Source organism: Desulfoglaeba alkanexedens ALDC, from assembly GCF_005377625.1.
In the GTDB taxonomy this organism is placed as follows: domain Bacteria; phylum Desulfobacterota; class Syntrophobacteria; order Syntrophobacterales; family DSM-9756; genus Desulfoglaeba; species Desulfoglaeba alkanexedens.
Genome location: NZ_CP040098.1, coordinates 391,136 through 415,403, shown reverse-complemented (window position 1 = coordinate 415,403; position 24,268 = coordinate 391,136). Strand labels below are relative to the sequence as shown.

Sequence of the window (24,268 nt, the reverse complement as noted above, 5' to 3'; positions counted from 1 at the left end):
CGGGCAGGGTCGGCGTTCCAGGGAAGGTTCGAGTGCATGTCAATCTTCGTTCCAGAACAGAACGGCCGCCACAAGATACAACATTGCGGCCGATACGAGAACCGCCCTGTAGCCCCAATGGATGGCGAAAACCATGGCCAGTACCGCGCTCAGAACCGACGCGCACCCGTTCACGCCCCAAGCCCAGGGTATCAGGGTTTCGGCCCGTCGGGAAAGGAGGCTCAAACCGAGTGGAAACGGCATGCCCATGAAAAAGGCGAGCGGCGCGGCGATCCCCAGGGCCGCGAGCCAGCGCAAGGCGGCCGGAGCGGGCATCAGGTATTGAACCAGTTCGGGAAGGAGGAGCGCGGCCGAAAGGACGATCATCCCTACCAGTAAGGCGGTGACGCCGATGGCGCGTCCTTCGAAGAATCGATGGACACCCGCGACCCGAGATGCCCATGCCTTCGAAAAGCCGCTTCCCAGACCGGCACAAACGAGAAACGGCGCTACCGTCGCCGTCATCGCGTAGATGGGCCGGCCTAGAAGGAGGATGAACTTCTGGATAACGGCGATTTCCACAAAAAGGAAGGCGAGGCCAAGGCAGAGGAAATACGGTCCGGCCCGGCGCTTCAACGATCCTTCGCTTCGGTTTTTGGGCCGTTTCAAAAACCGAAGGGGAAGCACCACGAGGACGACGCTCGAAAGAGCCGCCTGGCCCAGTGTCGCCGCAAGCACCGGATAGGCCCATTCGATGAGCGGGAGGCCGCCTCGCCGCCGGAGCGCAAAGAACTCCGGAAAGGCCCGCCACTTGAAAAAGTGAAAGAAGTATGGGCGGTCGTCCGTCGCCGGCTTCAGGTCGAAGGGATAGTCGCGGAGAAACGTGTCTCGGTCCTTTTCAAGCAGCCGGCGGACACCTTCATGAAAATAGGGCCTTTCCAGGACGTTGAACCGGTTGACTTCCGAAGATTCTATGCCGGGGAGGAATACCAGGTCAAAGGAATGAACTTCGCTGAAGGATCGGATCGCCGCCGACTCGCTTTCAGTGATCACTCCCTTTTTCACGAGGACCAGCGCGGTGTTCCAGTTTCGAAGAACGGCCAGGCGCTGCCGCGGGTGGGGCGTCTTCGTGCGCTCCATGGCGGAAAGAACGGTCGCTACGAGTTTCAGGGTGGCTCGGGGGGGAAGGGCGATGGTCTGGGTGACGACGAGGAATCCGCCGGGCGCCAGGCGTTCGAGGTAGGTTTCGAAGGCTTCCACCGTGGCGCCGTACGTTTCACTCAACCCGTGCGCCCCCGCCGCCGAACCGGAAAGGGCCCCCAGGGCCGAAAGGTGGATCAGATCATAGGTTTTCGAAGTCCGTTCCATGGTGCTTCGAGGTTCCCCCAAGCGGATGTGCGTCCGTTGAAGCCAGGAGGCGCCGCTTCCGGCATCGTCGGCGGAGGCTTTTCGAACCAGTTCGAGCAAGTCGGCGTTTGTTTCCACCGCGTCGACGGAGGCCGCACCCAGGCGGTGGGCGAGAACGGCATCGGTTCCACCGCCCAGCCCCAGGACGAGCACCCGGGGATCGGCAACCAGCCGGTAGGGCAGGGCGGTGAGGAGGCAGTCCAGGTAGGCCGTCGATTCCGATCGGTCGGGCCTGGCAAGGACCGGGATCGGACCGTCTCCATCGATGAAAAGTCCGAGTTGCGCGGGAACCGGCGCGTCGCAGGCTAGGCTCAGTCCGGGGGCGATCCGGAACGGAACCTTCGGGCTTTCAACCAGCACGACCCAGCCCAGAGGGCTGTGGCGCTCTTCAAGAATGCGGGCTCCCGGTGTTCGAAGCGCCATGGAAAGACCCTTGTATTCAGAAACGCGCGGCGCGAGAAGCGCATGAGGAAACGCTGCGGACCAAAGGAGTGCGCAGCCGGCAAGGCCCGCCAAGTACAGAAGGGTTCGGCGTCGTGACGGGTCGAACAGCCCCAGGGCAGCCGCGACGAACCCGAGCGTTGAGGCGATCCGTATGCTGTCGGTCGGGCTGAAGGTCGTAAGCAGCCCCAAGGCCGCCGCCGCCCCGGTTCCAGCCCCCAGAAGATCCGCCAGGTAGATCCGGTGGATTCGTCCTCGGTGCCGGGCCAAGGCCAGCCCCACGCCGCTTGCCGCAAAGAAAAACGGCAGCGACAGCACCAGGTAAACTTTGAAGAGCCGGCCGAGCTGGCCGGGGTCCCAAAGCATTTCCAGCGGATTGAACCGGATGTGCTGCGCCAGGGCGATGGCGGCCAAGGATGACAGGCTGAAGCCGACGGCGCTTGCCGCGAAGGCGAACGGAAACCGGTCGAGGAGGCGGTTCTGTACGATGGCGAGGACGGTGCCGCCGGCCCCATAGCCGAGGAGCGCCAGGCTGATGATCATGAAGGCGAAATGGTGCCACTGAATGATGTGAAGCACCCGCACGAGAAGAATCTCGAAGGCGAGCGCGCCGCAGGAAAGGCAGAAGACAGCCGGTGCGGGCGTCATGGGGTACGCTTTCCGCCGATCAGAGGCACAAAGGCGACAGGCAGAAGCTGCCGCGTGCTCACCTTGCCGTCTTCGGTCTTTTTGACCAGCGTCAAGTGCTGCACCATGAACGGCGGTCCCACCGGGATCACCATGGTGCCGCCGGGTTTCAGCTGGTGCACCAGTGGAGGTGGAATGTGAGTTGCGGCGGCCGTCACGATGATGGCGTCGAAGGGCGCTCGCTCTTCCCAGCCGAAGTACCCGTCTCCGGTCTTCACCGTGACGTTTCGGTATCCCAGGCGGAGGAGCCTCGACTGCGCCGTTTCGGCCAATTCCGGAATGATTTCTATGGAGTAAACCTCTCGCGCGCATTCGGCGAGAACCGCCGCTTGGTAGCCCGAGCCCGTTCCGATTTCCAAGACGGTGTCGTCGGGCTTCAAGTCGAGCAGTTCGGTCATGAGCGCCACGATATAGGGCTGGGATATGGTCTGCCCGTAGCCGATGGGGAGCGGACGATTTTCGTAGGCATGCGGCTTGAGGTCCTCGGGGACGAATTCGTGGCGGGGAACGCGGCGCATGGCTTCAAGGACATGCGGCGACAGACGGTCTCTTCCCACGTGCCGGCTGGTTTCGTCCAGATCCGATTGGACGGCCCGGATCATGGCTTCACGCTTGGCGCAGGTGCTGCTATCATCGGATGCGTGAATCACCGAAATCACAATCAAGGAGAAAAATACAGCTGACAGTATTCCCAAGCCTTTCACGGCGGGCTCCTTTCCGGCGGGACGTTTGCCTACCGACAAGCTACACAATCTTTGGCCGTCGAGGCAACCTTGACCGGCGCCGCTGCAAACGGTTCCCGGGCGTTGAATCGCCATGATCAAGGTGATTACGAACCCCGATTTCGATGAAGTCTATGCCCAACATCCCGCGGCGGTTCCCGAATCCCTTACGGTGCTCGGGGCCGTTGCCCGAGTTTTTCCTCGCGGACAGGAGAAGAAATCATGAAACGGAACGGATGGAAGCCGGGGTGCCTCCCGGTCTTGCTGCTGGCACTGGCCTGGGTTTCGGGATGCGCCACAACGAAACCGGCTCCGCCTTACGCCGCAGAGGAGGCCGCGACGGAAACCTCCGAATCGAACCGGGGGTGGTGGTACGCCCGATTCCGCATCCATTGGCCCGAAGGCGAACCTCCCCGATGGCATGTGGATCCGCTCATCGCCCGCGAAGTGGTGGCGCCGGTGCTGGAAGACTTTCGCGAAACCATCGAACTGTGGCGTTTTCACCGCCGGGCTCGCCGCGATGGCGCCGGCCACCAGTTCAGTTTCATCGTCTACACGTCTCCCGAAGCCGCTGCCCAGATCTTCCGCCGAATCCAGGAAAGCCCGGTCCTTGAGGACCTCAAAGCGCGGAAGCTGATTGAAAAGGACTCGTACGATGACCCTCAAAAGATCGGCCGACCCGGCATCGGCGATACCAGTGATTCTCTCTGGTCGGAACCGCTCCAGAAGGCGTGGCCCTATTTCATCATGGGGGTGAGTCAGACCTGGCTCGACCTGGTGGATCGGCTCGCCGTTGAAACAGCCGCCGAAGGCGAGGCTTCACAAGGCGGCCTGGAGGCCTTCTACCGCGTGGTGAACGAGCGGCTGGTGGAACTGTGGCGGGACGAAGGAGGGCATGCCTTCATTCATCACTTGAACGCCCTTTTCGGCTATGAGGAAACCTTCATCTACGAACGCCGGCTTATGAGGTTCTGAAGGCGCCGGGATCTGCTCATTTGGAGTACAAAGCGATGGAAATGACCGCAGCCGAACGTCTGGTCGTCTTTGCACTGATCCTCTGCGTGCCGGCCGTACCTTCGGGCCGTGCCTTCGCCGAAGAGCTTCCCGAAATCATCCAACAGATCCGCCCCGGCGTGGTGGCCGTGGGAACGGTGCAGCCCATGCGGCGCCCCCCGGCCGCCTTTTTGGGGACTGGTTTCGCCGTGGACGACGGCCGCCTGGTGGCCACCAACGCTCACGTGATCCCGGAAAAGCTTGATACAGCCAGGAAGGAGACTCTGGCCGTTTTTGTCGGGCGCGGCCAGGAGGTGGAAGCCCGTGAAGCCCAGGTCACGGCCGAAGATCGGGACCACGACCTGGTGCTGCTTCAGATCCAGGGTCCGCCCCTTCCGCCGCTCAGACTGAGCGAGCGCCGGGTGAGAGAAGGCGAAGCGGTCGCGTTTACAGGCTTTCCCATTGGGATGATTCTCGGCCTCTATCCTGTGACCCATCGCGGAATCATCTCCTCCGTCACACTGGACGTGATCCCTTCGCTGAGTGCCCGGCAGCTCGATCGCGTCGCGATTCAAAAGCTCAAAAACGCGTCGGAAGTCTACCAGCTGGATGCGACGGCTTACCCCGGAAACAGCGGCAGCCCCGTCTACGACCCGGACACCGGGGTGGTGATCGGTATCCTGAACAAGGTGCTCGTCCGGGAAGGCAAAGAACGAGTGCTCGAACGCCCCACGGGAATTTCCTACGCCGTACCCATCCGCCACGCCATCGCGCTGATCGAGAAGGCCGGGCGCCGACACTAGTCTTCTCCAACGCGGCCGTCCTCACCGGAACGAAATCCTTCAAGGCCCGCTTTTCAAGCCTTTACAGTGGCTACTGGAATGGCTGAACCGGAGGTGTCTCCTTTCCACTGACACGTTTCGGATTCGGCATAGAGAAGACCCATCGGGTTTCTCTTGCCCCTTTGGTTGCGGATCGTCAGGCGACGATTATTTTCTCTTCTTCTCCGATGACCTCACCGATAACCGCCGCGGCTTTCACTCCGGCTTCCCGGAGTGCCGCCACGAGAGGTTCGCTTTGCGCGCGATCCACGCTGATCAGAAGCCCGCCAGAGGTCTGGGGATCAAAGAGCACATCCTGCATCACTGCGTCGATTGACGGCGCAAACGCCACCATGTGCTTCCGGAACTCCCGGTTGCGGTGGGCCCCCGCCGGCACGAGTCCCATGGCGGCCAGATCGAGGGTTTCGCCGAGGATCGGCACCTTGGCTGCGAAGATCCGCGCCCCGCACCCCGAACCGCTGACCATCTCGGCCAGATGGCCCAGGAGCCCGAACCCGGTGACATCGGTACAGGCGGAAATGTCGAAGCCGGCCATGGTTTCGGCGGCGGCCCGGTTCAACGTGGCCATTTGCTCGGTGACCTCTGCGGCGACGGCCGCCGATGCCAGACCGCCCTTGATGGCCGTGTTGATGATGCCGGTGCCGAGCGGTTTGGTGAGTACCAGCCTATCGCCGGCACGAAGGTTCTTCTTGGAAAGCACGCGGTCCGGGTGGATGAAACCGGTCACCGAGAGGCCGTACTTGAGTTCCGCGTCCTCGATGCTGTGCCCGCCGATGAGAACCACCCCGGCTTCCTTCAGCACAGCGATGCCGCCCTCCAGGACCCGGCGCAGCACAGACAGGTCCATGGTCTTGACCGGAAAGGCCACCAGGTTCATGGCCGTCTTTGGTACCCCGCCCATGGCATAGACATCGCTCAAGGCGTTGGCCGCGGCGATGCGGCCGAAATCATAGGGGTCGTCCACGATGGGCGTGAAAAAATCCACCGTTTGGATCAGGGCCAACTCGTCGTTGACCCGGTAGACCCCGGCGTCGTCGGCACGTTCCAGCCCGATGATCACGTTCTCGTCGGTGGGAAAGGCCAGCCCGCAAAGCGCCCGGTCCAGGTCCCCTGGACCGATCTTGGAGGCTCACCCGGCCCCGGCCACGGTGGTGGTCAGCCGAGGATGCCGTTTTTCGTCCGTCATCCATTTTCCTCTTCTGAAACCTGACACTTTCGTTCCACTGGAGCCGCCACCGCTTCGAAGGGGCAGATCATCTCGTCAGCTCGGTAGGTGTGCCGCTGCCCGCAATAGGGGCAGGGGCCGTCCAGGGTCACCCGGGCTTCCAGGCGCCGCCGGCCGTCGGCGTCGATCACTACACCATGGTTTTCGGTGATGGTGAAATCCGGCGTCTCGAAAATTTTACCCGCCTCCGGGCAGGTGAAAATGAAATTCATGGCCCAACCCTCTTCGATCAGGTTCCGCCGCCCGGCCTGCATGCCGAATCAGGCGCGATCCGGTCAACGCTCAGCCTGGAATACATCTTCTGGTAGTGTCCGCCATCCGTCCTGTCCAGTCGATAATTTCGATACGAATGGCAAGTGAAATCGGTTTTGTCGATACCCCGGCATTGTCAAGCGACACCCAAATTTACGCCATAAAGCGACACCTACCTTGACGCACCTTTCCACGGGTTGATATGCCAATGCCAAGCTGTTTGGCCCTATTTCCCTCGTTGTCGGCGACATCCAAATTTGCGCCCAGCGTCCTCTTATCGCTTCGGCGCCTCATTCCATCTCGTGCGATCGCTAACTGCGCCCCATTGACGTTGAACACATGACTGCCATGAAGCAGAGATCCAGAATCGCTTGAGAAGAACGCTTTGACGGTATGTGGATGCTGACGACCCATAAAGATGGGTTTGAAGAGGGTTCGCCTGATCGCGGCACAGCCCCGGCCTCCGTGTTCAAGGCTGCGGTCCGTTGACGGGCCCGCCCCAGGAAACGTAGAGAGGCTCAGGGGAAATCCCTGAGCCTCCGGGTTTGTCCTGGTAGTCCCAACGGGACTCGAACCCGTGTCTCCGGCGTGAGAGGCCGGTATCCTAGGCCACTAGACGATGGGACCACAAAAGATGGCTGGGGGACTAGGATTCGAACCTAGACTAGCGGATCCAGAGTCCGCCGTCCTGCCGTTAGACGATCCCCCAAGGCGTGGGCAGACCGTAATCAAATCGAGCTCTGAAGTCAAGACCAAAACCGCGCGAAGGCTTGTTCCTGCTTGAAGGGGCTTCCAAGGACATGGAGGCGAACGTCCACAAACGGGGAGGATCCTAATAAAGAGATGTCCACCGACACCATAACGTCGGTATCCACGGATGCTTGTGCCCTCGTTGCCAAGCTCTGACTTGGGAACGGCCTGCAAGCTACAGCTTCGCCTAGCCGTAAAGGATTTCCACCTTGCTTCCAAGCTCCAGCTTGGGAACAAGGTGGAACACCGTAAAGTTCGTATCCATGGACGCTTGCTTTCTCCTGTTTTCATTGCATCTTTTTGTGTAATATAAAACAATTGCGGTGAACGAATCCAAGCGGTCCTTGCGAGGCGGGCGCGCGGCGGGTCGAACCCATTTTGCCGTGCTCTGGCGGAGAGGTTTTGTGTCTTTTTCGGGCGCTCGCAGCGACCGGCGATGGCGGGGTTCCCGCAGGAAAAGCGTTCGACGGAGGGTGAGGCGTCGAACCTGTTTGAAGATGTTGGGTCATATCGATAGGAAAGGGCGGTTTTGTATCAACCTTTGACGATCAAAGACAGAGGTGAATTCGACCTTGACGGTTTTCGAGCCCGCATGGCGTCGTATCTGGGGGGTCGCGAAGAGGGCAACCGGATCTTCTTCGACGCCCTGGAGTTCGCCCATTCACTCCACGCCGGGCAAAAGAGGAAATCCGGGGCTCCTTATATTTCCCATCCTTGTGCGGTGGCGGAAATCATCATCTGCGAGTTCTCGCTCAGAGATCCAGAACTGGTTGCCGCCGCGGTGCTCCACGATGTGCTGGAAGACGTCCCCTCAGTGACTTTCGAACATCTGGCTTCGCGTTTCGGCACCGCCGTCGCGGAGCTAGTGGACGGCTGCACCAAGCTCACCCGTTACCACCGTGACAAGGCCGCGCTCAAGGACCTCACCCACAGCAAGATCCTTCTCACCGCCAGCCGGCGGCTGGGAATCCTCATCATCAAGCTGGCCGACCGCCTCCACAACCTTCGGACCCTTCATTACCTCCCCAAAGCGAAGCGCCAGCGGATCGCCCAGGAAACCATCGAAGTCTACGCGCCGCTCGCCGCCAAACTCAACATCTTCCCGCTGAAACGCGAACTGTACCATCTGGCGCTTTCGTACCTCTACCCGAAAAAGAGCAAGAAAATCCTGAACCTCACCCGGGAACTTCACGGTGACCCTGCGGTGCTCGAACTGCAGCGCAAAATCCGCGACGCGCTGGCCTCGCTTTCCGTCAAAACCGACGTGCGCTGCCGTGTGAAGGGACTCGGTGCGTATTACAACCCCGGCAATCGCACGCTTCGTTTGAGCAACGCCGAAAGTCGAGTGGATTTCACGGTGGTGGTCCGTTCCGAGGATATCTTGAACTGTTACGGTGCCCTGGGATCTCTGAACAGGGTGTTTCCCCCGATTCCCAGGACGCTCAGGGACTTTATCGCGACTCCCAAGAACAATGGATACATGAGCCTTCACACGCGCATTCATTTCCGGGGCGAAAACTACCTCATCAAGATTCGGACGCCGGAAATGGATGAACGGTGTCGAACCGGGATCCTGGCCTACTGGGAAGACCCGGAAAAGATCACCGAGGACTATCTGCACGAGATCAGCGATTTTTTGAGAACCATTGGAGAGTACGGCGGGGCGGGGCCGCAGCGCAAGGCCTTGCTGCAGCTTTCAGAATCGGAAGAGATCACCGTCTACACGCCTGTCGGCGATGCACTCACTTTTCCCAAGGGGAGCATCGTCTTGGACTTCGCCTACAAGATCCATTCGGACCTGGGCGATCACTGCCGGGGGGCTATGGTCAACAACGAGCGCGCCGAGCTCACCCAGCCGCTGAAAGACGGCGATACGGTGGAAGTTCTGACGTCTCCGGAGTCCCTGGGGGTTTACCCCGAGCTGGAGGATCTGTGCCGGACCCCCAAGGCCCGCGCAGCCGTCAACAAGGCGCTGAGCCGCAAGCGCATGCAGCATGCTCAGAGGATCGGCAAGGAGGTGCTGGACCAGGAGCTGATGCGGCACGGCTTCCCGGGGGAAGTGCTGAACCAGGAAGAAAACGTGCAACTGGTGCTGGAGGTGCTCAACGTCAAGGATCTGGGAGACCTGTTTGCCCGTATCGGCCAGGATCTTCTGTCCCCCCATGCGTTCCTGTATTATTTCAAGGACGTGGGTCTGAAGACCGGGGATCAAGAGCGCGCTCCGACGCACCTGGAAGCAGTCCACCGGCGGAACGTCATTCTCGTTGGCGAACCGGATCCCGTGATTCACAAGTTCGCCCGGTGCTGCCGCCCTTATCCGGGCCAAGAGGGCGTGGTCGCCACCCTGAGCGAGCGCGGCGTCACATTCCATCGCCCGACCTGCGAAGACCTGAGCGAGCGGCACGGTCTGCCGCCGCAGAGCTTGCTGGATGTGGTGTGGGTCAAGGGGGAGCCTTGGCCGCAACCCATGGTGTTCCAAGTACGTGCGATCCTCCCGACTCGATCGGCGCTGTTTGCAGCGCTCGGAAAAATTCCCGCGGGAATGCACGTCACCCACCTGGAATGCCGCATGGATCAGCCGGCCCCGCTGCTGCTCAACCTTGAGGCGGTGCTGCGGTCCTTCGAAGAAGCCCGGCGTCTCTTCGAATGTTTTCCTGAGGGAAGTGCCGTGGTCGAAAACTTCGGGCGAGCTTCTTGAGTCAGTGAAGGCCCTTCTGAGGGCGGACTTCTTCGAAGAGCTTCTTCGCCAGGGCGTTCAGCTCTTCTTTTTGCAGCCCCGCCACATCGACGAGCAGAAACTGGATCCACACTCCGCATGCGAGGCTCAACATGCTGTCCCAGGACGAAAAAACCGATTCTTCCAACTTGCCTTGTTGGAACGCCTGCGTGATGAAATCCAGGATCTTCAGTTGGAGTTCACCTTCCCCGTAGCGGCGGACGGCCTTGGCATAAAGGTAGCCCATTTCTCGGTTGCGCTGCAGCACCTCGACCGCCTTGCGATTGGCCTCGATCAATGACCTCTTTTCCATGCGGGTTGAGGATTCCTCCCTGCGAGCCCGTAGTCTCGCTTGATTTTTGGCGGCATTGCCTTATGCTTTATACCAAATTTGAACCAGCCGTGGAAGTCGGAGGAGGCCGCCGCCCGGGAAGCGACCCGAAGGCGGTGGGGAAGGCCGGGCCCTCGGAGGAAATCGCGGAACAGCGCCGCCGGTGCCCGAAACCATGATCGATCGAAAGGAGCTCTTGATGTTGTTCAAGCCAAGATCCATGCTCCGGTGTGCCTTGACCGCGGTTCTGGCGGTGGCGCTTACGGCCGGCATCGCCGGCGACGGGTGGACCCTCGCGAATCCCTTCAGTGAAAGCGCCCCTCCGTCCTTTGCGGAACTCAGCGACAAGGTCAAGGAGTCCGTCGTCAACATTTCCACGACGCAGGTGATCAAGGGACACCCCCTTCAGCCCTTCTTCAGCCCCGATTCGCCTTTCCGGGAGTTTTTCGGGGAGGATTTTTTCAAGCGCTTTTTCGGCGAGATGCCCCAGGGGGAAATGAAGACGCATTCCTTGGGATCCGGGGTTGTGATCGATGCCTCGGGCCTTATCCTCACCAACAATCACGTGGTGGAAAAGGCCGAGGAGATCAAGATCAAGCTTCAGAACGGAAAGGAGTATGACGCCAAGGTGGTGGGCCGAGACCCCAAGACGGATCTCGCGCTCATCGAAGCAAAGCCGGACAAGGATTTCCCCAAACCGGCGGTTTTGGGAAACTCCGATGCGATCCGAGTGGGGGACTGGGTCATGGCGGTGGGCAATCCGTTCGGGTTGGGCCATACGGTGACGGTTGGCATCATCAGCGCCAAGGGACGGGTCATCGGGGCCGGTCCCTACGACGACTTTCTCCAGACCGATGCCGCCATCAATCCTGGAAACAGCGGGGGGCCGCTGTTCAACATGCTGGGCGAAGTGGTGGGCGTGAACACGGCCATCGTCGCTCGCGGCCAGGGCATCGGTTTTGCCATCCCCATCAACATGGCCAAGGAAATCCTGCCGCAGCTGAAATCCGGCAAGGTGGTTCGAGGGTGGCTGGGCGTGATGATTCAGGATTTGACGCCTGAATTGGCCGATTCTTTCGGACTGAAGGAAACAAAGGGTGTCTTGGTCGCCGATGTGGTGGCGGACGGTCCGGCCCACAAGGCGGGTCTGGAGCGCGGTGACATCGTGCTGGAATTCGACCGCCGTCCTGTGGAAACGTCCCACGACTTGTCTCGGCGGGTGGCGGCGGTGAAGCCGGGCACTGAAACGGTGATCAAGGTGTTGCGCAACGGCAAGGAGAAAGAGATCCATGTGACCATCGGAACCATGCCCGAAGACGGCGCACCGGCGGTGGAACCTGCCGTAGCGGAAAGCCCCTGGGGCCTCACCGTGCAGAACCTTACGCCCGAATTGGCACAACGATTCGGCTGGGATGAATCGGAAAAGGGCGTCATCGTGACCGAGGTCGAGCCCGGGTCCCCCGCATCGGACGCCAGGATCACCCCGGGGGATCTGATCAAGGAGGTGAACCGCGAGAAGATCCAGAACCTCAGGGATTACAACCAGGCCGTCGAGCGAGCCGGGGAAGACCGGAGCCTGCTTCTGCTGATCAAGCGTGGGGAGCACACCTTTTACGTGGTGCTCGCCGCTCGAAACGGCGGATGACGGCTTGTCCGGTTCCGGACGGAGGGGAGTCCGGACCGCGGCGGCGGTCCGGCCCGCTCTTGAACCGGCCGTGGCGGTTGGACAGGCTCGGCTGCAGAGAGAGGCGGCGCAGAGCACGATGGGCTTGGGCTCAGGGAACGAGGAGGTAAAAAGGTGAAAAGGATGGGCGGTCTTGCTGGTTTCAGGAAGGGGCTGGCCGCGTTGCTGTCGGTTTCGGGGGTGCTTTTCGGATGCGCGGCGGTTTTGCATGCCATGGACTTGAAAGGCGTTTCTTTTCCCAACCAGCTCGCCGTAGGCGGGGAAACCTGTCGGTTGACGGGTGTGGGAGTCCACAAGAAATTCTTCATGGACATTTACTATGCCGGCCTTTACATGAAGACGCCGGTCCGGGACCCGGAAGCCGTGATCCAATCCGGAGAGGCCAAGGCCGTGGTCCTTCACGTGGTGTACAAGCAGGTGGATTCGGACAAATGGGTGGATGGATGGCGTAAGGGTTTCTCCAAGAAAGTCCCCGACGCCTCCCCCGAACTTAAGAAGAAGATGGAACGCTTCACGGCTTTCTTCGACCAGCCGGTTAAAAAAGGCGAAGAGATCCGGATCGCTTACGAACCCGGAGTCGGCACCACGGTGGTGATCGCCGGCACCGAAAAAGGGACCGTCTCCGGCGACGATTTCATGAAGGCCCTCTGGAGGATCTGTCTCGGGAGACATGCCGCCTCAGCGGACCTCACGAAGGGTAGGGGGGGACTCTAGGCCCGCTGCGAGAAACCATGAACGATCAGAGCTTCGTGGTCACCGTTTCGGACCGCGAGATACAGAAGGAAAAGGAAAAGGCGAGGGCGCTTCGCAAGACCCGGTGGTGGCAGCGCCGGATCGCTCAGGGACGCTGCCACTACTGCGGAAAGGCGGTGGCCCCCCGGGAGTTGACGCTGGACCACGTGGTACCGCTGGTTCGTGGAGGCCGCTCGACGCGGGCAAATGTGGTGCCTTGCTGCAAGGAATGCAACAGCCGGAAAAAGTACCTGCTCCCCATCGAATGGGATGACTACTTGAAAGGGTTTTCCATGGACGGGAAGTCCGCCGGCGGTTCCGGTACGGACGGCGGAAACGCTGAGGACCGAGGATCATGACCGTATCGATCGATTGCAAAGAATGCAAAGACTGCGAGCTGGCCGTCTATTGCTATTCGGAACCCAGCACCTGGGTCTTCCGGACCAAACAGGAGATGGTGGAAAAGTGCGCGCAAATCGCGCGATGCCCCGTTTATCGCAAGCTGATCCAAGAGCGCACCACCCGGGATCAAGGGCGGCCGGCGGAGGTCCCCGACTCCGCCGGCCCCTGAGAGGAACTCGGGACCTCCCAGCCTCCCGTCCCTCCAGGAACCGACTTCTTTAGGACCCCGAGCGGTTCAATGAGTTCCGCCAGGATGCGTTCCCTCACCCAGTCGGAGCCCTTGGCCGCTTGCTGCCCGTGGAGCGTCACCAGCGAAGCGGCGAGCGAGCGCGTTCTCTCGTAGGCCTTCTTTCGGACGTCTTCGATGGACTCCCAATCTCCGGATGTGCGAAACACCTTGAACGCTCTCAGGATCTCCGGGAAGAGGATCTTGGAGAACGGCGGCAGGAACGCCACGTAAAAGGCCAACGAAGCGGCCAGCCTGTGTCTTGCGATATGTCCCAGGAGTCCGTGGCGGTGGGTATCCGCCAGAATGTCCTTGATGGCTCGGGCGTAGATTTCCACCGGGGTACCCGCGTGGGAACCGACGATCTCCCGCCAGGTGTCCACTTCGAAGCCCTCCTGGAAAACCTCACCCAATTCGTGGTGGATCCAGATGTCCAGTTCGGCGTGTGCCATGGCGACGATGGAAGAAGCACGATCACGCGGGCTTCTTCGCAGTTCTTCCAGGGAGACGCCGTATTGGCCCACGGCGAACTGGAGAGCGTTCAGCGCGGAGTGTTTCATTTCGAAAAGATGTCCCCAAAGAAAGGCGGTCATGGGTTGCCTTCGAGCGAAAATTTGATTTTCCAGGCGCATGGCCGGGCTGGTAAAGAGGTCCCGGGCCAGCTCTTTTCCGACCACGTCCACGCGGAGTTCTCCGATGGTCTTCGATGACACCAGTTCGCCGAGGAAAAAGGAGGGCTTCATGCCCGTGACGTAGCCGGCTCCGTAGACGTAGCCACGGGGTCGAAGCGTCCGGTTGATGCCCTCGGCGTCGAATGGGTCGAAGGCCGTTCCGTTCCAGGTGATGGGGCGAAATTCCTGGTCGAAGAGGGGCTCCCAGAAACTTTCCCGATCTTCGATCCATTTCAGGAGGGTTGCCGGTTCCGGTTCTTCCCAGGGCGAAAGGCCCGATTCCCACTTGTAGAGTTCTCTGAGGCGCAGGAGAAATCCGCAGAGGGAAAAGGTGCTCCCGAAATTTGCGTCCGAAACATGACAATTGTGTTGCACTTGAGCCGCAATGGCGGAAATATCTGAAGACACGGAACACTCCTGGACTTTTTGCTTTTGCAGGTCATCGTAACGGTTGCTCTGGACTTCTAACTTATAACCGTCCCCGATGGGGAATGGAACGGGAGAAAAAGGAGGGCCGATGGAGTCGAAAGGAACGCCAACGCTTTCCGACATCGAGTCGATGGTGGCGGAAAGGGAACGGGAGACCCTTCGTTTGCGTATTCGGGATGCCGTGAAGAGCCTCGACAAAAGACAGGCTGAACGCGCGGTGTCCTTTCTGGAAGAACGGGCGGAACTTCGACGCCTGGAACACGGCGGGTCGTTCGTCGCCGTTTTGTGGGATGATGAGTGGATCCCCATCGACCGGGCTGTGGAAAAGTTTTGCAAAAATGCTGCCTTACCGGAGGACTGAGGGCTCGGGCGAAGGGATCACGGACCCCGATGGAGCCGGGTTTTCGGGACTTTGACCTTTGGTGGGGCCGAAAGGGGGAAGACCATGGAAAAGGAGATCAATGGCCGCAGAATCCGCCTGCAGCGCGGTGACATTACAGAACTGGATGTGGACGCCATCGTGAACGCCGCCAACGCTCAGCTCGTTATGGGCGGCGGGGTTGCGGGTGCCATCAGGACCAAAGGCGGGCCGTCCATCCAAGAAGAGTGTGACCGGATAGGGGGAACTACGGTCGGGCAGGCCGTGGTGACGGGAGCCGGAAATCTCAAGGCCCGATACGTCATCCACGCGGTGGGACCCCGCATGGGAGAAGGCGACGAGGATGCGAAGCTTCTCAACGCCACGCGAAACAGCCTAGCCCGCGCCACTGAAAAAGGGCTTCGGAGCCTGGCCTTTCCGGCGATCAGCACGGGCATTTTCGGTTTTCCCAAAAGGCGTTGTGCCGAAATCATGCTGAAGGAAACGGCGCGGTACCTGGCGGAAGAGTCGACGAGCCTGGAGGAGGTGATATTTTGCCTGTGGTCCGATGAAGACCTGGAAATCTTCAAGGCTCAGCTCGAAGAGCTTACCGCCTGAGGGGGTCGGAGCCTTCCGAAAGAGTGAGGGCGGCGCGTTCCCGGGCGAAGGTTTCGTCGGAGAGCGTTTCGATGTTCCCGGTTGGAGCGAAATGGACGATGGAGCGCGTGGTGGGGGAAAAGACCTTTCCGGCGTGAAGCTTCGGGGCTTTCAGGCGGAAACGGAATCCTTCCCCCAGATCCATCAAGAGGTCCAACCGGTCGTCGTCTTCGAGCAAGTCCACCAGCAACAGGTTTTGAACCAGCCCCTGGCCCCTCAGGTGCCGGCGTCCCCTGGAATCGCGGTAGACTTCGATGAAGGCTTCGGAAAGGGACAGTGCCTTGCCGGATGGCCCGTAAAGGAGACTCTCTTCGATGACATAGGACCCTTCCGCGAAGGGAATGGATTCGGCCATGATCCGGCGCTCCGGCAAATGGTGGTTTGCAGCACTCGTGCACGGAAATAGGTCTTTTCTCTTTCGCCGTTGGAGTTTAGTCTCAAGCTCGGCTTCGGACAAGGGAAAAGAGCCCTCTACAATCGTTTTTCAGGATGATGACCAAGGAGTTCAAAGTGTCCCAACAGGAACTGGACAGGCTGATCGGCCAGATCAGGCAGCGATTCGATGTAGAAATGGTCCCCTTAAGGATCGGGGAAGAGACGCTTCAAATTCTCCATCTGGCGAACCTGGAAGAAATTTTCCTCGGGCTTCTGGATGCGGAATCCCCCACCGTCTCGGACCTTCCATTCTGGGCCAAGGTGTGGGATTCCAGCTTCGTACTTGCGTATTTCATTGGGACACAGCCCGTCCTGCCGGGACGCAAAATCCTGGAAATCGGAGCCGGGCTCGGAGTCGTGGGTGTCTACGCGGCTCGACGGGGGCACCGGGTGCTCATCACCGACGTTAACGACGACGCGCTCCTTTTCGCCCGGGCCAACGTCTTGGCCAACCGGTGCCTTAATGCCGAGGTGATGAAGTTGGATTGGAGCAGCCCGGAACTGGATACCCGCTTCGATACGATCATCGGTTCCGAGGTAGTTTACGACCGGGAAAGCTATCCGCTGCTGGTGGACTTCCTTCGTCGCGCCTTGAGTCCCGACGGGACGGCTTTCATCGCCAAACATGGCGACCTCCAGGCCCCCCGGTTTTTTTCGGAATTGACACGCTTCTTCAAATTCAAGGAAAGGCGGGTGCCCATAACGAGTTCAGATGGCTGCCAGGAGGTGTGCCTGTATGCCATTCGACACAAGGAACCGGCGGCGGTCGGAGCGGCGTGACGGGGCGTCCACGGCGAGCCGTGAGCACCCGGTTGAAATTCCAGTCGCCGGCGGCCGGATCCGCGCGGTGCTTCACCTGCCCGAAAGCCCGTCCGGATCCCTGGTCATCTGCTGTCACGGCCTGCTGAGTTCGAAAGACAGCCCCAAATTCATCGCTGGAGCCCGAGCCATGGCGCAAGCCGGCCTGGGGGCCTTGCGGTTTGATTTTACGGGCTGCGGCGACACGGTGTGCGATGCCGGCCCGTCCTTGGTGGAGACCCGGATGAGGGATCTGCGGGCGGTTCTGGACGCCGCCCTGGAGGCTCACTCGCCGACGGCCCCGCTTGGATCACACTTCCCCGAAGGACCGCCCGCGCTGGCTCTGTGGGGATCGAGTTTCGGCGGTTACGTTTCGCTTCTAGCAGCGGCGGAATACCGTGAAGCGGTGAAGGCTTCGGTCTGCTGGGCCACCCCGTTCGATATCGGGTCGCTGGCCCGGGCCGTCGAATCTTCCGAGATCCTCCGGGAACATCTGTCGCCCATCCGCGAATTGGGGCAGCCTACCGAGCTTTCCGCGGTTCCGCCTTCCCGGCGGGTGCTGGTGATCCACGGCCAAGAGGATGAGATGGTTCCGTGGCCTCAGGCTGTTTCCATCTACCGGCGGATGGAGGAACCTAGAAGGCTCCTGCTGCTGGAGGCCGCAGACCATCGCGTCACGGATCCTTCATGGCGGTCCCTGGCCATACAGGCCACCATCGACTGGTTGAGATCTCACCTTTAAAGCGGCCCGATTCCGCCGCCTCTTTCCCCTTGTTCCCAAACTCCAGCTTGGGAACAAGGGGAAATTCTATTTCCCATCCCCTTGCGGGAGGGGATTAAGGGGAGGGGGGAGAGGAAGCGTTCATCCCTTTAACTGGAGTAGCGAGTCTGTAGCAAAGATCATGGCTTATGTTCACCCACTGAAGACCGCTGCATAGTGGCCACTTTATTGCGTGGAGCTGTACTCTTTTCACGGTGGAGGTTCGTTGTGCGAAAGGCGGGGTTCAGGTTAACGCTCGGCCTTCGCGCAGCGCGGTCGCCGCGGCGTGAGCCCGTCTCAACGGCTCGGGGATACGGAAGCGGCCGACGCAACGGCTGACCAGTTCCTCAGACGAAGGGAGATCGGCCAGGTGCCCGGGGGAAATGTAAAGCGGCTTGACTCCCGTTCGGGAGCAGTAGACCGAGCCTACGCGTTCACCGTTCAAGACGAGGGGGACGGAATGTCCTTTCCGGAGTTCCAGCGGGGGATGTTCGCCGCAAAGCCTGCTCTTGGCGCAACCAACAGCCGGAAAGTCGAGCACCAGGCCCAGGTGGCAGGCCAGTCCGAATTTTCGCGGGTGAGCCAGCCCCTGGCCGTCGCACAAGAACACATCGGGACGGGTCCGAAGGCGTTGGAAGGCTTCCAGAAGCGCCGGAATTTCTCGAAAGGAAAGCAGCCCTGGAACATAGGGAAACTTGACCGGGGCCTTTACGTGCACGGTTTCAATCGGGCTGAGATCCGGCCATCGGAAGGTCACGATCACGGCGGCCAGGTATGTTCCACCCTTGAAGTAAGAAAGATCGGCGGCGGCAAGGACGTCGAAGTCCAGGGGGAGCGGTTGCAGCACGACTTTCCGCGCCAGTTCTTTCTGCAGCTGGACGGCCTCGCGCGGGCTCAGGTCCCAGCGGTGCCTCAGGTCTTGTCCGCTTCCCATCATGCGCAGCGTGAAAAACCGCAGGATCGGCAGACGATGCATCCGCCCTCATGTTCCACCGGCGCGCCGCAGTCCGGGCACGCTCCCATTTCGGCGAGCAGGGTCGCCCCCTCGGTCTGCATCCCGGAAATGCGGCTCAGCACTTTCGCGATGGCGTCCGTGCAGGACAGGATCTGTTCGCCGTTCTGCCAAATCGGTGACGGACAGCGGATGCCCATGAGCTGGCGGATGATGGATTCTATCTTCACGCCGGAGCGGAGGGCCAGCGAAATGAGCCGTGCGGTGGCCTCGATCTGCGACGCGGCGCATCCCCCCGCTTTGCCCATCTGAGCGAACACTTCGCAAAAACCGTAGTCGTCCCGGTTTACCGTCACGTAGAGCTTGCCGCAGCCGGTGTTGATTTTTTCGGTGCATCCTATGGTGCGGTCCGGCCGGGGGCGTGGTTCCACCTGGGGGTAAACGGGCTTTTTCTGAATGTTGAGGACCTGCACCTCGCGGCTTCCGTCCCGGTAGATGGTGAGTCCCTTGCAACCCAACCTGTAGGCTTGGGAGTAGGCGTTCCTCACGTCTTCGGCGGTGGCCGAGAAGGGAAAGTTTATGGTCTTGCTGACCGCGTTGTCGGTGTGTTTCTGAAACGCGGCCTGAATGCGGATATGCCAGTCTGGAGTGACGTCATGAGCGGTCACGAAGACCTTCCGGACATCTTCCGGGACTTCTTCGAAATCAGCCAAGGTTCCCTTCTCGGCGATCCGTTTCATCAGGGCTTCGCTGTAGAAACCCCGTTCCTTGGCCACCGCCTGGAACAGCGGATGTACCTCCAGCAATTCCTGTCCGTCGAGAACCTTGCGGACATAAGTGATGGCGAAAACCGGTTCCACGCCGCTGGAACATCCCGCCAGGATACTGATGGTGCCCGTAGGGGCGATGGTGGTCGTTGTGGCGTTCCTCATGGCCGGGAACGTGCCGAAGGTGGATCGGACGTCTTCGGGGAAGGTTTCGGCGGCGTCCGGATCGTAGACGGATCCCTTGAAATTGGGGAAGCTTCCACGCACTTCGCCCAGACGGGCGGAGGCGGCTTTGGATTCTTGTTGAATGAAAGCCATGAGCCGGTCGGCGGTTTCCACGGCGGCTACCGAATTGTAAGGGACCCCGAGCGCGATCAGAAGATCGGCGAAACCCATGACGCCCAGGCCGATCTTACGGTTGGCCCGGGTCATTTCCCGGATCTGGGGAAGCGCATAGATGTTTACGTCGATCACGTTGTCCAGGAAATGAACGGCATCCCGGATGACGCCTCTCAGCCGGTCGAAGTCGATCTCACGGTCGCGCACCATGTGGGCCAGGTTGATAGAACCCAGGTTGCAAGATTCATAGGGAAGAAGCGGCTGTTCGCCGCAAGGATTCGTGCTCTCGATTTCTCCGGCGAGCGGCGTCGGGTTGAACCGGTTGATGGTATCAAGAAAAATGATTCCCGGTTCCCCGTTTTTCCACGCCGACCGAACGATCATTTCGAAGACTTTCCGCGCCGACAGGCTTTTCACCCGCTCGCCCGTTCTGGGGTTCACCAGGTCGTAGTCCGTGTCTTTTTCCACGGCCTCCATGAACTTGTCCGTGACGGCCACGGAGATGTTGAAATTGGTGAGCCGGTCGTTCTGGTGCTTGCAGGTGATGAACTGCTCGATGTCGGGGTGGTCGACCCGGAGGATCCCCATGTTGGCGCCGCGCCGCCGACCGCCCTGCTTGACGGTATCGGTGGCGGAATCGAAGACGGTCATGAAGCTCACAGGGCCGCTCGCCACACCGTTGGTGCTTTTCACCACGTCACCTTCCGGGCGCAGCCGGGAAAACGAAAAGCCCGTTCCGCCGCCGCTCTGATGGATCTTCGCGGCGTGCTTTACGGCTTCGAAGATTTCTTCCAGCGAATCACCCACGGGAAGGACGAAGCACGCCGAGAGCTGCCCCAGTTCCGTTCCCGCGTTCATGAGTGTCGGTGAGTTGGGAACGAAATCGAAGGAAGTCATGAGGTCGTAGAACTTTTCGGCCGTTTCCCGCACCTGTTCGGCGGTGGCGCCGTAGCGGCCATCAGCCTCGGCGATGGTCTCAGCCACCCTCCGGAAAAGTTCCTCCGGCGTTTCGATGGGTTCGCCCTGATCGTTCTTCCTGAGATACCGCTTTTCGAGAACGATCATGGCATTGGGGCTCAACCCCAACCCCTTCAGCTTTCGACGCTTTCGAGCGCTCCTCATATCGGCTGACCCTTGCAACGGACCGCCCTTTTGTGAAGACCAGGACGGAGCGGAAGAAACGGCGGCGTCCGAAGACGCCGGGCTCGCGGACAAACCCTCTCGGTCGGACATGGTGCGCGCATTCCTTTCTCGACTCGTGAAAAGACTCACGCTGCTGCCGTCTGTTTTTCAATCAATTTTACCCCAAAACAATGAATCCGAAACGTGCGTTCGCCTTGTCCTCTTCCGGCGTTCGGGCGGGGCGGAGACGATCTCTACGAGAACCTCGTAACACAGAAAAATCGGGTGGCTCAATTCTTTAAATTTATCGATACATCAAGGACAGTTTGCTCTAACACCATGCACCTACGCAGGAAATTCAATCCTCTCCCAAGAGATGCAACGGGCGGTTGATCCACGGGCCCTCCTTGAGCTAAAGTCCTTTCGTCAATCTCATGGCGCAGAACCGTTGGTGCGTCCAGCATGCGGCGGGCGACCCGACCGCCCCGCGGGCGGAAGCGCCGGGTCCACGCTGCGGTGCGGAACGGGAACGTCTTCTCGAGGAAGGGCGGAATCGCTGTGATGAAAATCGTGAGCCACAACGGCACGATACCTCTGACACCCCTCATCGACACCCATGTGCACCTGGATTTTCCGGAGCTTTCGACCGACCTTGGCGCGGTGATTCAACGAGCCAGGGACGCCGGGGTCGTCCAGATGATCACCATCGGCATCGACGAGGAGACCAGCCGGAAGGCCCTCCAGATCGCCCATGCCCATTCCGGCGTCTTTTCGGCCGTGGGTCTTCATCCGCACGAGGCCAGGTCCTTGGACGCCGATTCCGTGCGACGATTCCAAGATCTGGCTCGAGACCCCAAGGTGGTGGCGGTCGGCGAGATCGGTCTCGACTACTACCGCGACCGTCAACCCCGGGAAACGCAGCGGCGGTGCTTCCGGCAGCAACTGGAATGGGCGGTGGAGCTCCGAAAGCCCGTCGTGTTTCACGTCCGCGACGCACATGCGGATTTCCTCGAAATCGTCAGGGACTACGCTGCGTCCCTGGATGGAGGAATCCTCCACTGCTTCTCCGGTGACTGGACCATCGCCAGGCGCTGCCTCGACCTGGGTTTCATGCTCTCCATCCCTGGAACCATCACGTTCCCGAAATCCGAAGCTCAGCGGGAAGTTGTCCGGAAGGCACCTGCAGAGAGGATCCTCGTGGAAACCGACGCACCGTTTCTTGCGCCCGTTCCGTTTCGTGGAAAAGTCAACGAGCCTTCCTATGTGGTGCACACCGCTCGAAAGGTGGCCGAGCTGAGGGGGATGGCTCCCGAAGAGCTGGCCCTGCAGACCACGGCAAACGCCCGGCGGGTCTTCGGCCTGCCGTCCGAGGAGATTCTCTGACGCCATGATCGACCCCACTGGGAAATGCCCCGGAATGTTCACCACCCGGGAACCGTTCGTGCTGGCGTCGGCGTCCCCCAGAAGGCGGGAACTGCTCCAGGGGCTTGGCCTGCAGTTCGATGTTTTCCCGAGCGATGGGGTGGAATGGCCCGCCCATGGGTCACCGGGGGAACAGGTGAGAGTCTGGGCGCGTAGAAAGGTCCAGTCCGTCTGCCGGAGGTTTCCGGATCGGTGGGTGCTGGGGGCGGATACCATCGTCGTTCTAGGCGGCGCCGTGTTCGGAAAGCCGCTGGACCGCGAAGACGCAGCGCGCTGCTTGAGGGAACTCAGCGGCCGCACTCACGAGGTGATGACGGCCGTGTGCCTGGCCCACGCCGCAAGGCATATGCAGTTCGAACGCGCGGTGCGAACACAAGTCACCTTCAAGGATCTCAGCTCCGCCGAAATCGACGCCTACGTCGATACGGGAGAGCCTTACGACAAGGCGGGAGCTTACGGCATTCAGGGAATGGGGGCCTGCCTGGTCCGTTCCATCCATGGATCGTACACCAACGTGGTGGGGCTCCCCCTTTGTGAGACCCTCGAATGGATCTGTCGGTTCGGTATCGCCGCTCCCACAACGACTCGTGCCCTGTAGGAGCCGGATTGTCGGCGATCCGCATCGCGGGCAAGCCGCTCGCAGACAGCCCGAAAGGATTTAACGGTGGCTTCGATCCGGGAAAACCTGATGGCAGTAAGGGAGAGGATGGCGGCGGCCTGCCGGCGTGCGGGCCGCGACCCCTCCACGGTCCAGTTAATGGGCGTGACCAAGACTGTGCCCGTAGAACGCATTCGGGAGGCATTGGAGGCCGGTCTTCGGCTTCTGGGCGAAAACTACGTGCAGGAGGCCCGGCAAAAGGTGGAGCTGTTGAACGAACCGGATGTCACATGGCATTTCATTGGTCATCTCCAGACCAACAAGTGCAGGCAGGCAGTGGAAACGTTCCAGTGTATCCAGTCCGTGGACCGTGAAAAGCTGGCGGTGGAACTGGACCGTAGATCTCGGAGCGTCGGCCGGCGAATGCCGGTTCTCCTTCAGGTGAACGTGGGCGACGAAACCACCAAGGCCGGGGTGTCGCTGGAGAACCTGGAGACCCTCTTCGACGTCGCTTGCAGGCTGGAGGGGATCGAAGTCCGCGGCCTGATGGCGCTTCCCCCGTACTCGGAAGACCCCGAGGCCGTGCGACCCCACTTCCGAGCCGTCAGGCAGGCCCTGGAAGCGCTCCGCCTGAGGGCTGCGCACCCGGAGCGCCTCACGGAGCTTTCCATGGGCATGAGCCATGACTTTGAGGTGGCCATCGAGGAAGGGGCGACCCTGGTTCGGGTGGGGACCGCTATTTTCGGGGAACGGGCGAAGAGGGCCTGATCTGCCGGGGATCGCGCTGACGTTGGATTTCACTCAGTGCGACGGCCGCGGCGTTTCCGGCGTTGAGGGACTGGAGAGGGCCCAAGGCGGGGATGCGGGCCAGGAGATCGCAGCCTTTCCGCACCAGGGGCCTCAGTCCTTTCTGTTCATTTCCCACCACCAGGGCGCTTGGGAGCCGAAAGTCCACTTCGTAGAGGCTGCGGTCGGTTTCCAGGTCCAGCCCCACAATCCAGATTCCGAGTGCTTTCAGCCGTTCCATGGTGCGTACCAGGTTGGTCACCTGCACCACGGGAAGATAGGCGGTGGCGCCGGCCGCCACCTTGATCACGGTACCCGTCACCCGGGCGGAACGATCCCGGGGAACGATCACGCCGCGTGCCCCCAGGAAGCAGGCGCTGCGCAAAATGGAACCCAGGTTTTGGGGGTCCTGGATGCCGTCGAGGATCACGATCGGATCGATCGATGCCGGACCCGCCTTGAGGAAATCGTCCAGTGAAGCATAGGCGAACTGTTCGGTTCGAGCGGCCACCCCCTGGTGATGGGTGGTTCCGAGCAGTGCGTTGAGGGCATGGCGGTCTTCCAGCCGGACGGGGATGTTTCGGCGGCGGGCCGTTTCTGCAAGTCGTTCCAACCGCGGATTCCCGCGGGAGTAGACCAATTCGAGGATTTGCGCGTCCCGGTGGTTCAGGAGTTCCTCAATCGGGTGCGCGCCGAAAATCCAAAAAGCGGGCGGGCTGTCTTTTTTCTTGCGGTTCATGGTTCGAAAACCGATGGGAACCCGGCGGCTCTTCGCGCCGGGCGGC

At 60.7% G+C, this 24,268-nt stretch carries 24 protein-coding genes and 2 tRNA genes; 14 read left to right on the top strand and 12 right to left on the bottom strand.

All coding sequences use genetic code 11. From position 1 onward, the window contains the following. Positions 1-39: 39 nt before the first annotated feature. Together FDQ92_RS02125 and FDQ92_RS02120 are read right to left on the bottom strand one after the other, a co-directional pair. Positions 40-2,475, bottom strand: coding sequence for a polyamine aminopropyltransferase (locus FDQ92_RS02125; RefSeq protein ID WP_137423068.1), 2,436 nt, complete (start codon positions 2,473-2,475; stop codon positions 40-42). Then, a complete protein-coding gene (locus FDQ92_RS02120; protein ID WP_425457256.1) occupies positions 2,472-3,257 on the bottom strand; it encodes a protein-L-isoaspartate(D-aspartate) O-methyltransferase in 786 nt (261 codons plus the stop codon). The genes FDQ92_RS02125 and FDQ92_RS02120 overlap by 4 nt, the downstream gene beginning before the upstream one ends. A 201-nt stretch (positions 3,258-3,458) precedes the next feature. Between FDQ92_RS02120 and FDQ92_RS02115 the strand changes: the two genes are divergently transcribed. Both FDQ92_RS02115 and FDQ92_RS02110 read left to right on the top strand, forming a co-directional pair. Then, positions 3,459-4,211 (top strand): hypothetical protein, encoded by a 753-nt coding sequence (locus FDQ92_RS02115; RefSeq protein ID WP_137423067.1) that lies wholly within the window; start codon positions 3,459-3,461, stop codon positions 4,209-4,211. A gap of 35 nt (positions 4,212-4,246) precedes the next feature. Next, positions 4,247-5,032: a S1 family peptidase gene (locus tag FDQ92_RS02110; RefSeq protein WP_137423066.1), complete on the top strand. Its 786-nt coding sequence runs from the start codon at positions 4,247-4,249 to the stop codon at positions 5,030-5,032. A 175-nt stretch (positions 5,033-5,207) separates the two neighbouring features. Here the strand turns inward: FDQ92_RS02110 and selD are convergent, their stop codons facing one another. The 4 genes from selD to FDQ92_RS02090 all read right to left on the bottom strand — a co-directional run bounded on the left by selD (position 5,208) and on the right by FDQ92_RS02090 (position 7,257). Next, complete coding sequence (gene selD / locus FDQ92_RS02105; RefSeq protein WP_137423065.1) at positions 5,208-6,257, bottom strand: selenide, water dikinase SelD; 1,050 nt, start codon at positions 6,255-6,257, stop codon at positions 5,208-5,210. Further along, the gene (locus tag FDQ92_RS02100; RefSeq protein WP_137423064.1) at positions 6,254-6,508 is read right to left on the bottom strand and encodes a hypothetical protein; all 255 of its coding nucleotides are present in this window, start codon (positions 6,506-6,508) and stop codon (positions 6,254-6,256) included. Before FDQ92_RS02100 ends, selD begins: the two co-directional genes overlap by 4 nt. A 591-nt stretch (positions 6,509-7,099) precedes the next feature. Next, a tRNA-Glu gene (locus FDQ92_RS02095) sits at positions 7,100-7,175 on the bottom strand. An 8-nt stretch (positions 7,176-7,183) separates the two neighbouring features. After that, positions 7,184-7,257: transfer RNA gene (locus tag FDQ92_RS02090), tRNA-Gln, on the bottom strand. Positions 7,258-7,827: 570 nt separating this feature from the next. Here FDQ92_RS02090 and FDQ92_RS02085 point away from each other — a divergent pair. Beyond that, positions 7,828-9,996, top strand: a complete 2,169-nt coding sequence (locus tag FDQ92_RS02085) for a RelA/SpoT family protein (protein WP_137423063.1) — start codon at positions 7,828-7,830, stop codon at positions 9,994-9,996. A 1-nt stretch (position 9,997) separates the two neighbouring features. Here FDQ92_RS02085 and FDQ92_RS02080 read toward each other — a convergent pair whose 3' ends face one another. Then, positions 9,998-10,327, bottom strand: coding sequence for a hypothetical protein (locus FDQ92_RS02080; protein WP_137423062.1), 330 nt, complete (start codon positions 10,325-10,327; stop codon positions 9,998-10,000). 217 nt (positions 10,328-10,544) lie between these two features. Between FDQ92_RS02080 and FDQ92_RS02075 the strand changes: the two genes are divergently transcribed. From FDQ92_RS02075 to FDQ92_RS02060, 4 genes are all read left to right on the top strand, one after another. After that, positions 10,545-11,990, top strand: a complete 1,446-nt coding sequence (locus FDQ92_RS02075; RefSeq protein WP_246041798.1) for a DegQ family serine endoprotease — start codon at positions 10,545-10,547, stop codon at positions 11,988-11,990. A 162-nt stretch (positions 11,991-12,152) separates the two neighbouring features. Beyond that, positions 12,153-12,743 carry a chalcone isomerase family protein gene (locus tag FDQ92_RS02070; protein WP_137423061.1) on the top strand — a complete coding sequence of 197 codons (591 nt, stop codon included), beginning with the start codon at positions 12,153-12,155 and terminating at the stop codon, positions 12,741-12,743. 17 nt (positions 12,744-12,760) lie between these two features. Beyond that, the gene (locus FDQ92_RS02065; RefSeq protein ID WP_137423060.1) at positions 12,761-13,120 is read left to right on the top strand and encodes an HNH endonuclease; all 360 of its coding nucleotides are present in this window, start codon (positions 12,761-12,763) and stop codon (positions 13,118-13,120) included. Further along, entirely contained in the window at positions 13,117-13,332 is a 216-nt protein-coding gene (locus FDQ92_RS02060; protein WP_137423059.1) for a hypothetical protein, read from the top strand. The genes FDQ92_RS02065 and FDQ92_RS02060 overlap by 4 nt, the downstream gene beginning before the upstream one ends. On the opposite strand, the gene FDQ92_RS02055 is transcribed toward FDQ92_RS02060, so the two are convergent. Continuing rightward, positions 13,290-14,468, bottom strand: a complete 1,179-nt coding sequence (locus FDQ92_RS02055; RefSeq protein WP_137423058.1) for an Sfum_1244 family protein — start codon at positions 14,466-14,468, stop codon at positions 13,290-13,292. The genes FDQ92_RS02060 and FDQ92_RS02055 overlap by 43 nt on opposite strands. A gap of 109 nt (positions 14,469-14,577) precedes the next feature. On the opposite strand from FDQ92_RS02055, the gene FDQ92_RS02050 reads away from it, so the two are divergent. Then, positions 14,578-14,850 (top strand): hypothetical protein, encoded by a 273-nt coding sequence (locus tag FDQ92_RS02050; RefSeq protein WP_137423057.1) that lies wholly within the window; start codon positions 14,578-14,580, stop codon positions 14,848-14,850. 84 nt (positions 14,851-14,934) lie between these two features. After that, positions 14,935-15,465, top strand: coding sequence for a macro domain-containing protein (locus FDQ92_RS02045; RefSeq protein ID WP_137423056.1), 531 nt, complete (start codon positions 14,935-14,937; stop codon positions 15,463-15,465). Here the strand turns inward: FDQ92_RS02045 and FDQ92_RS02040 are convergent. Next, positions 15,455-15,859, bottom strand: coding sequence for a hypothetical protein (locus tag FDQ92_RS02040; RefSeq protein WP_137423055.1), 405 nt, complete (start codon positions 15,857-15,859; stop codon positions 15,455-15,457). The genes FDQ92_RS02045 and FDQ92_RS02040 overlap by 11 nt on opposite strands. Positions 15,860-16,014: 155 nt before the next feature. On the opposite strand from FDQ92_RS02040, the gene FDQ92_RS02035 reads away from it, so the two are divergent. Together FDQ92_RS02035 and FDQ92_RS02030 are read left to right on the top strand one after the other, a co-directional pair. Beyond that, positions 16,015-16,719 (top strand): class I SAM-dependent methyltransferase, encoded by a 705-nt coding sequence (locus FDQ92_RS02035; RefSeq protein ID WP_170180134.1) that lies wholly within the window; start codon positions 16,015-16,017, stop codon positions 16,717-16,719. Beyond that, positions 16,676-17,479 carry an alpha/beta hydrolase family protein gene (locus FDQ92_RS02030; protein ID WP_170180133.1) on the top strand — a complete coding sequence of 268 codons (804 nt, stop codon included), beginning with the start codon at positions 16,676-16,678 and terminating at the stop codon, positions 17,477-17,479. The genes FDQ92_RS02035 and FDQ92_RS02030 overlap by 44 nt, the downstream gene beginning before the upstream one ends. A gap of 262 nt (positions 17,480-17,741) precedes the next feature. On the opposite strand, the gene FDQ92_RS02025 is transcribed toward FDQ92_RS02030, so the two are convergent. Further along, positions 17,742-18,473, bottom strand: coding sequence for an endonuclease V (locus FDQ92_RS02025; protein ID WP_246041796.1), 732 nt, complete (start codon positions 18,471-18,473; stop codon positions 17,742-17,744). Continuing rightward, entirely contained in the window at positions 18,431-20,677 is a 2,247-nt protein-coding gene (locus FDQ92_RS02020) for a vitamin B12-dependent ribonucleotide reductase (protein ID WP_137423052.1), read from the bottom strand. Before FDQ92_RS02020 ends, FDQ92_RS02025 begins: the two co-directional genes overlap by 43 nt. A 561-nt stretch (positions 20,678-21,238) precedes the next feature. On the opposite strand from FDQ92_RS02020, the gene FDQ92_RS02015 reads away from it, so the two are divergent. The 3 genes from FDQ92_RS02015 (at position 21,239) to FDQ92_RS02005 (ending at position 23,465) form a co-directional block, all read left to right on the top strand. After that, the gene (locus tag FDQ92_RS02015; protein ID WP_137423051.1) at positions 21,239-22,060 is read left to right on the top strand and encodes a TatD family hydrolase; all 822 of its coding nucleotides are present in this window, start codon (positions 21,239-21,241) and stop codon (positions 22,058-22,060) included. Between the two features lie 4 nt (positions 22,061-22,064). Next, positions 22,065-22,697: a Maf family protein gene (locus tag FDQ92_RS02010; RefSeq protein ID WP_246041794.1), complete on the top strand. Its 633-nt coding sequence runs from the start codon at positions 22,065-22,067 to the stop codon at positions 22,695-22,697. 90 nt (positions 22,698-22,787) lie between these two features. Then, a complete protein-coding gene (locus FDQ92_RS02005; RefSeq protein ID WP_246041792.1) occupies positions 22,788-23,465 on the top strand; it encodes a YggS family pyridoxal phosphate-dependent enzyme in 678 nt (225 codons plus the stop codon). Here FDQ92_RS02005 and rlmB read toward each other — a convergent pair. Then, a complete protein-coding gene (rlmB, locus tag FDQ92_RS02000; protein ID WP_137423049.1) occupies positions 23,434-24,222 on the bottom strand; it encodes a 23S rRNA (guanosine(2251)-2'-O)-methyltransferase RlmB in 789 nt (262 codons plus the stop codon). The genes FDQ92_RS02005 and rlmB overlap by 32 nt on opposite strands. Positions 24,223-24,268: the final 46 nt, after the last annotated feature.

Excerpts from the sequence above, each read along its gene's own strand:
- FDQ92_RS02060 (WP_137423059.1), top strand. The coding sequence starts at position 13,117 with ATGACCGTATCGATCGATTGCAAAGAATGCAAAGACTGCGAGCTGGCC.
- FDQ92_RS02005 (WP_246041792.1), top strand. The coding sequence starts at position 22,788 with ATGGCAGTAAGGGAGAGGATGGCGGCGGCCTGCCGGCGTGCGGGCCGC.
- FDQ92_RS02015 (WP_137423051.1), top strand. The coding sequence starts at position 21,239 with ATGAAAATCGTGAGCCACAACGGCACGATACCTCTGACACCCCTCATC.
- FDQ92_RS02040 (WP_137423055.1), bottom strand. The coding sequence starts at position 15,859 with ATGGCCGAATCCATTCCCTTCGCGGAAGGGTCCTATGTCATCGAAGAG.
- FDQ92_RS02050 (WP_137423057.1), top strand. The coding sequence starts at position 14,578 with ATGGAGTCGAAAGGAACGCCAACGCTTTCCGACATCGAGTCGATGGTG.
- FDQ92_RS02070 (WP_137423061.1), top strand. The coding sequence starts at position 12,153 with ATGGGCGGTCTTGCTGGTTTCAGGAAGGGGCTGGCCGCGTTGCTGTCG.
- FDQ92_RS02045 (WP_137423056.1), top strand. The coding sequence starts at position 14,935 with ATGGAAAAGGAGATCAATGGCCGCAGAATCCGCCTGCAGCGCGGTGAC.
- FDQ92_RS02010 (WP_246041794.1), top strand. The coding sequence starts at position 22,065 with ATGATCGACCCCACTGGGAAATGCCCCGGAATGTTCACCACCCGGGAA.
- FDQ92_RS02025 (WP_246041796.1), bottom strand. The coding sequence starts at position 18,473 with ATGCATCGTCTGCCGATCCTGCGGTTTTTCACGCTGCGCATGATGGGA.
- FDQ92_RS02030 (WP_170180133.1), top strand. The coding sequence starts at position 16,676 with ATGCCATTCGACACAAGGAACCGGCGGCGGTCGGAGCGGCGTGACGGG.
- FDQ92_RS02065 (WP_137423060.1), top strand. The coding sequence starts at position 12,761 with ATGAACGATCAGAGCTTCGTGGTCACCGTTTCGGACCGCGAGATACAG.
- FDQ92_RS02080 (WP_137423062.1), bottom strand. The coding sequence starts at position 10,327 with ATGGAAAAGAGGTCATTGATCGAGGCCAATCGCAAGGCGGTCGAGGTG.
- FDQ92_RS02100 (WP_137423064.1), bottom strand. The coding sequence starts at position 6,508 with ATGAATTTCATTTTCACCTGCCCGGAGGCGGGTAAAATTTTCGAGACG.
- FDQ92_RS02020 (WP_137423052.1), bottom strand. The coding sequence starts at position 20,677 with ATGAGGAGCGCTCGAAAGCGTCGAAAGCTGAAGGGGTTGGGGTTGAGC.
- FDQ92_RS02115 (WP_137423067.1), top strand. The coding sequence starts at position 3,459 with ATGAAACGGAACGGATGGAAGCCGGGGTGCCTCCCGGTCTTGCTGCTG.
- rlmB (WP_137423049.1), bottom strand. The coding sequence starts at position 24,222 with ATGAACCGCAAGAAAAAAGACAGCCCGCCCGCTTTTTGGATTTTCGGC.
- FDQ92_RS02075 (WP_246041798.1), top strand. The coding sequence starts at position 10,545 with ATGTTGTTCAAGCCAAGATCCATGCTCCGGTGTGCCTTGACCGCGGTT.
- FDQ92_RS02110 (WP_137423066.1), top strand. The coding sequence starts at position 4,247 with ATGGAAATGACCGCAGCCGAACGTCTGGTCGTCTTTGCACTGATCCTC.
- FDQ92_RS02125 (WP_137423068.1), bottom strand. The coding sequence starts at position 2,475 with ATGACGCCCGCACCGGCTGTCTTCTGCCTTTCCTGCGGCGCGCTCGCC.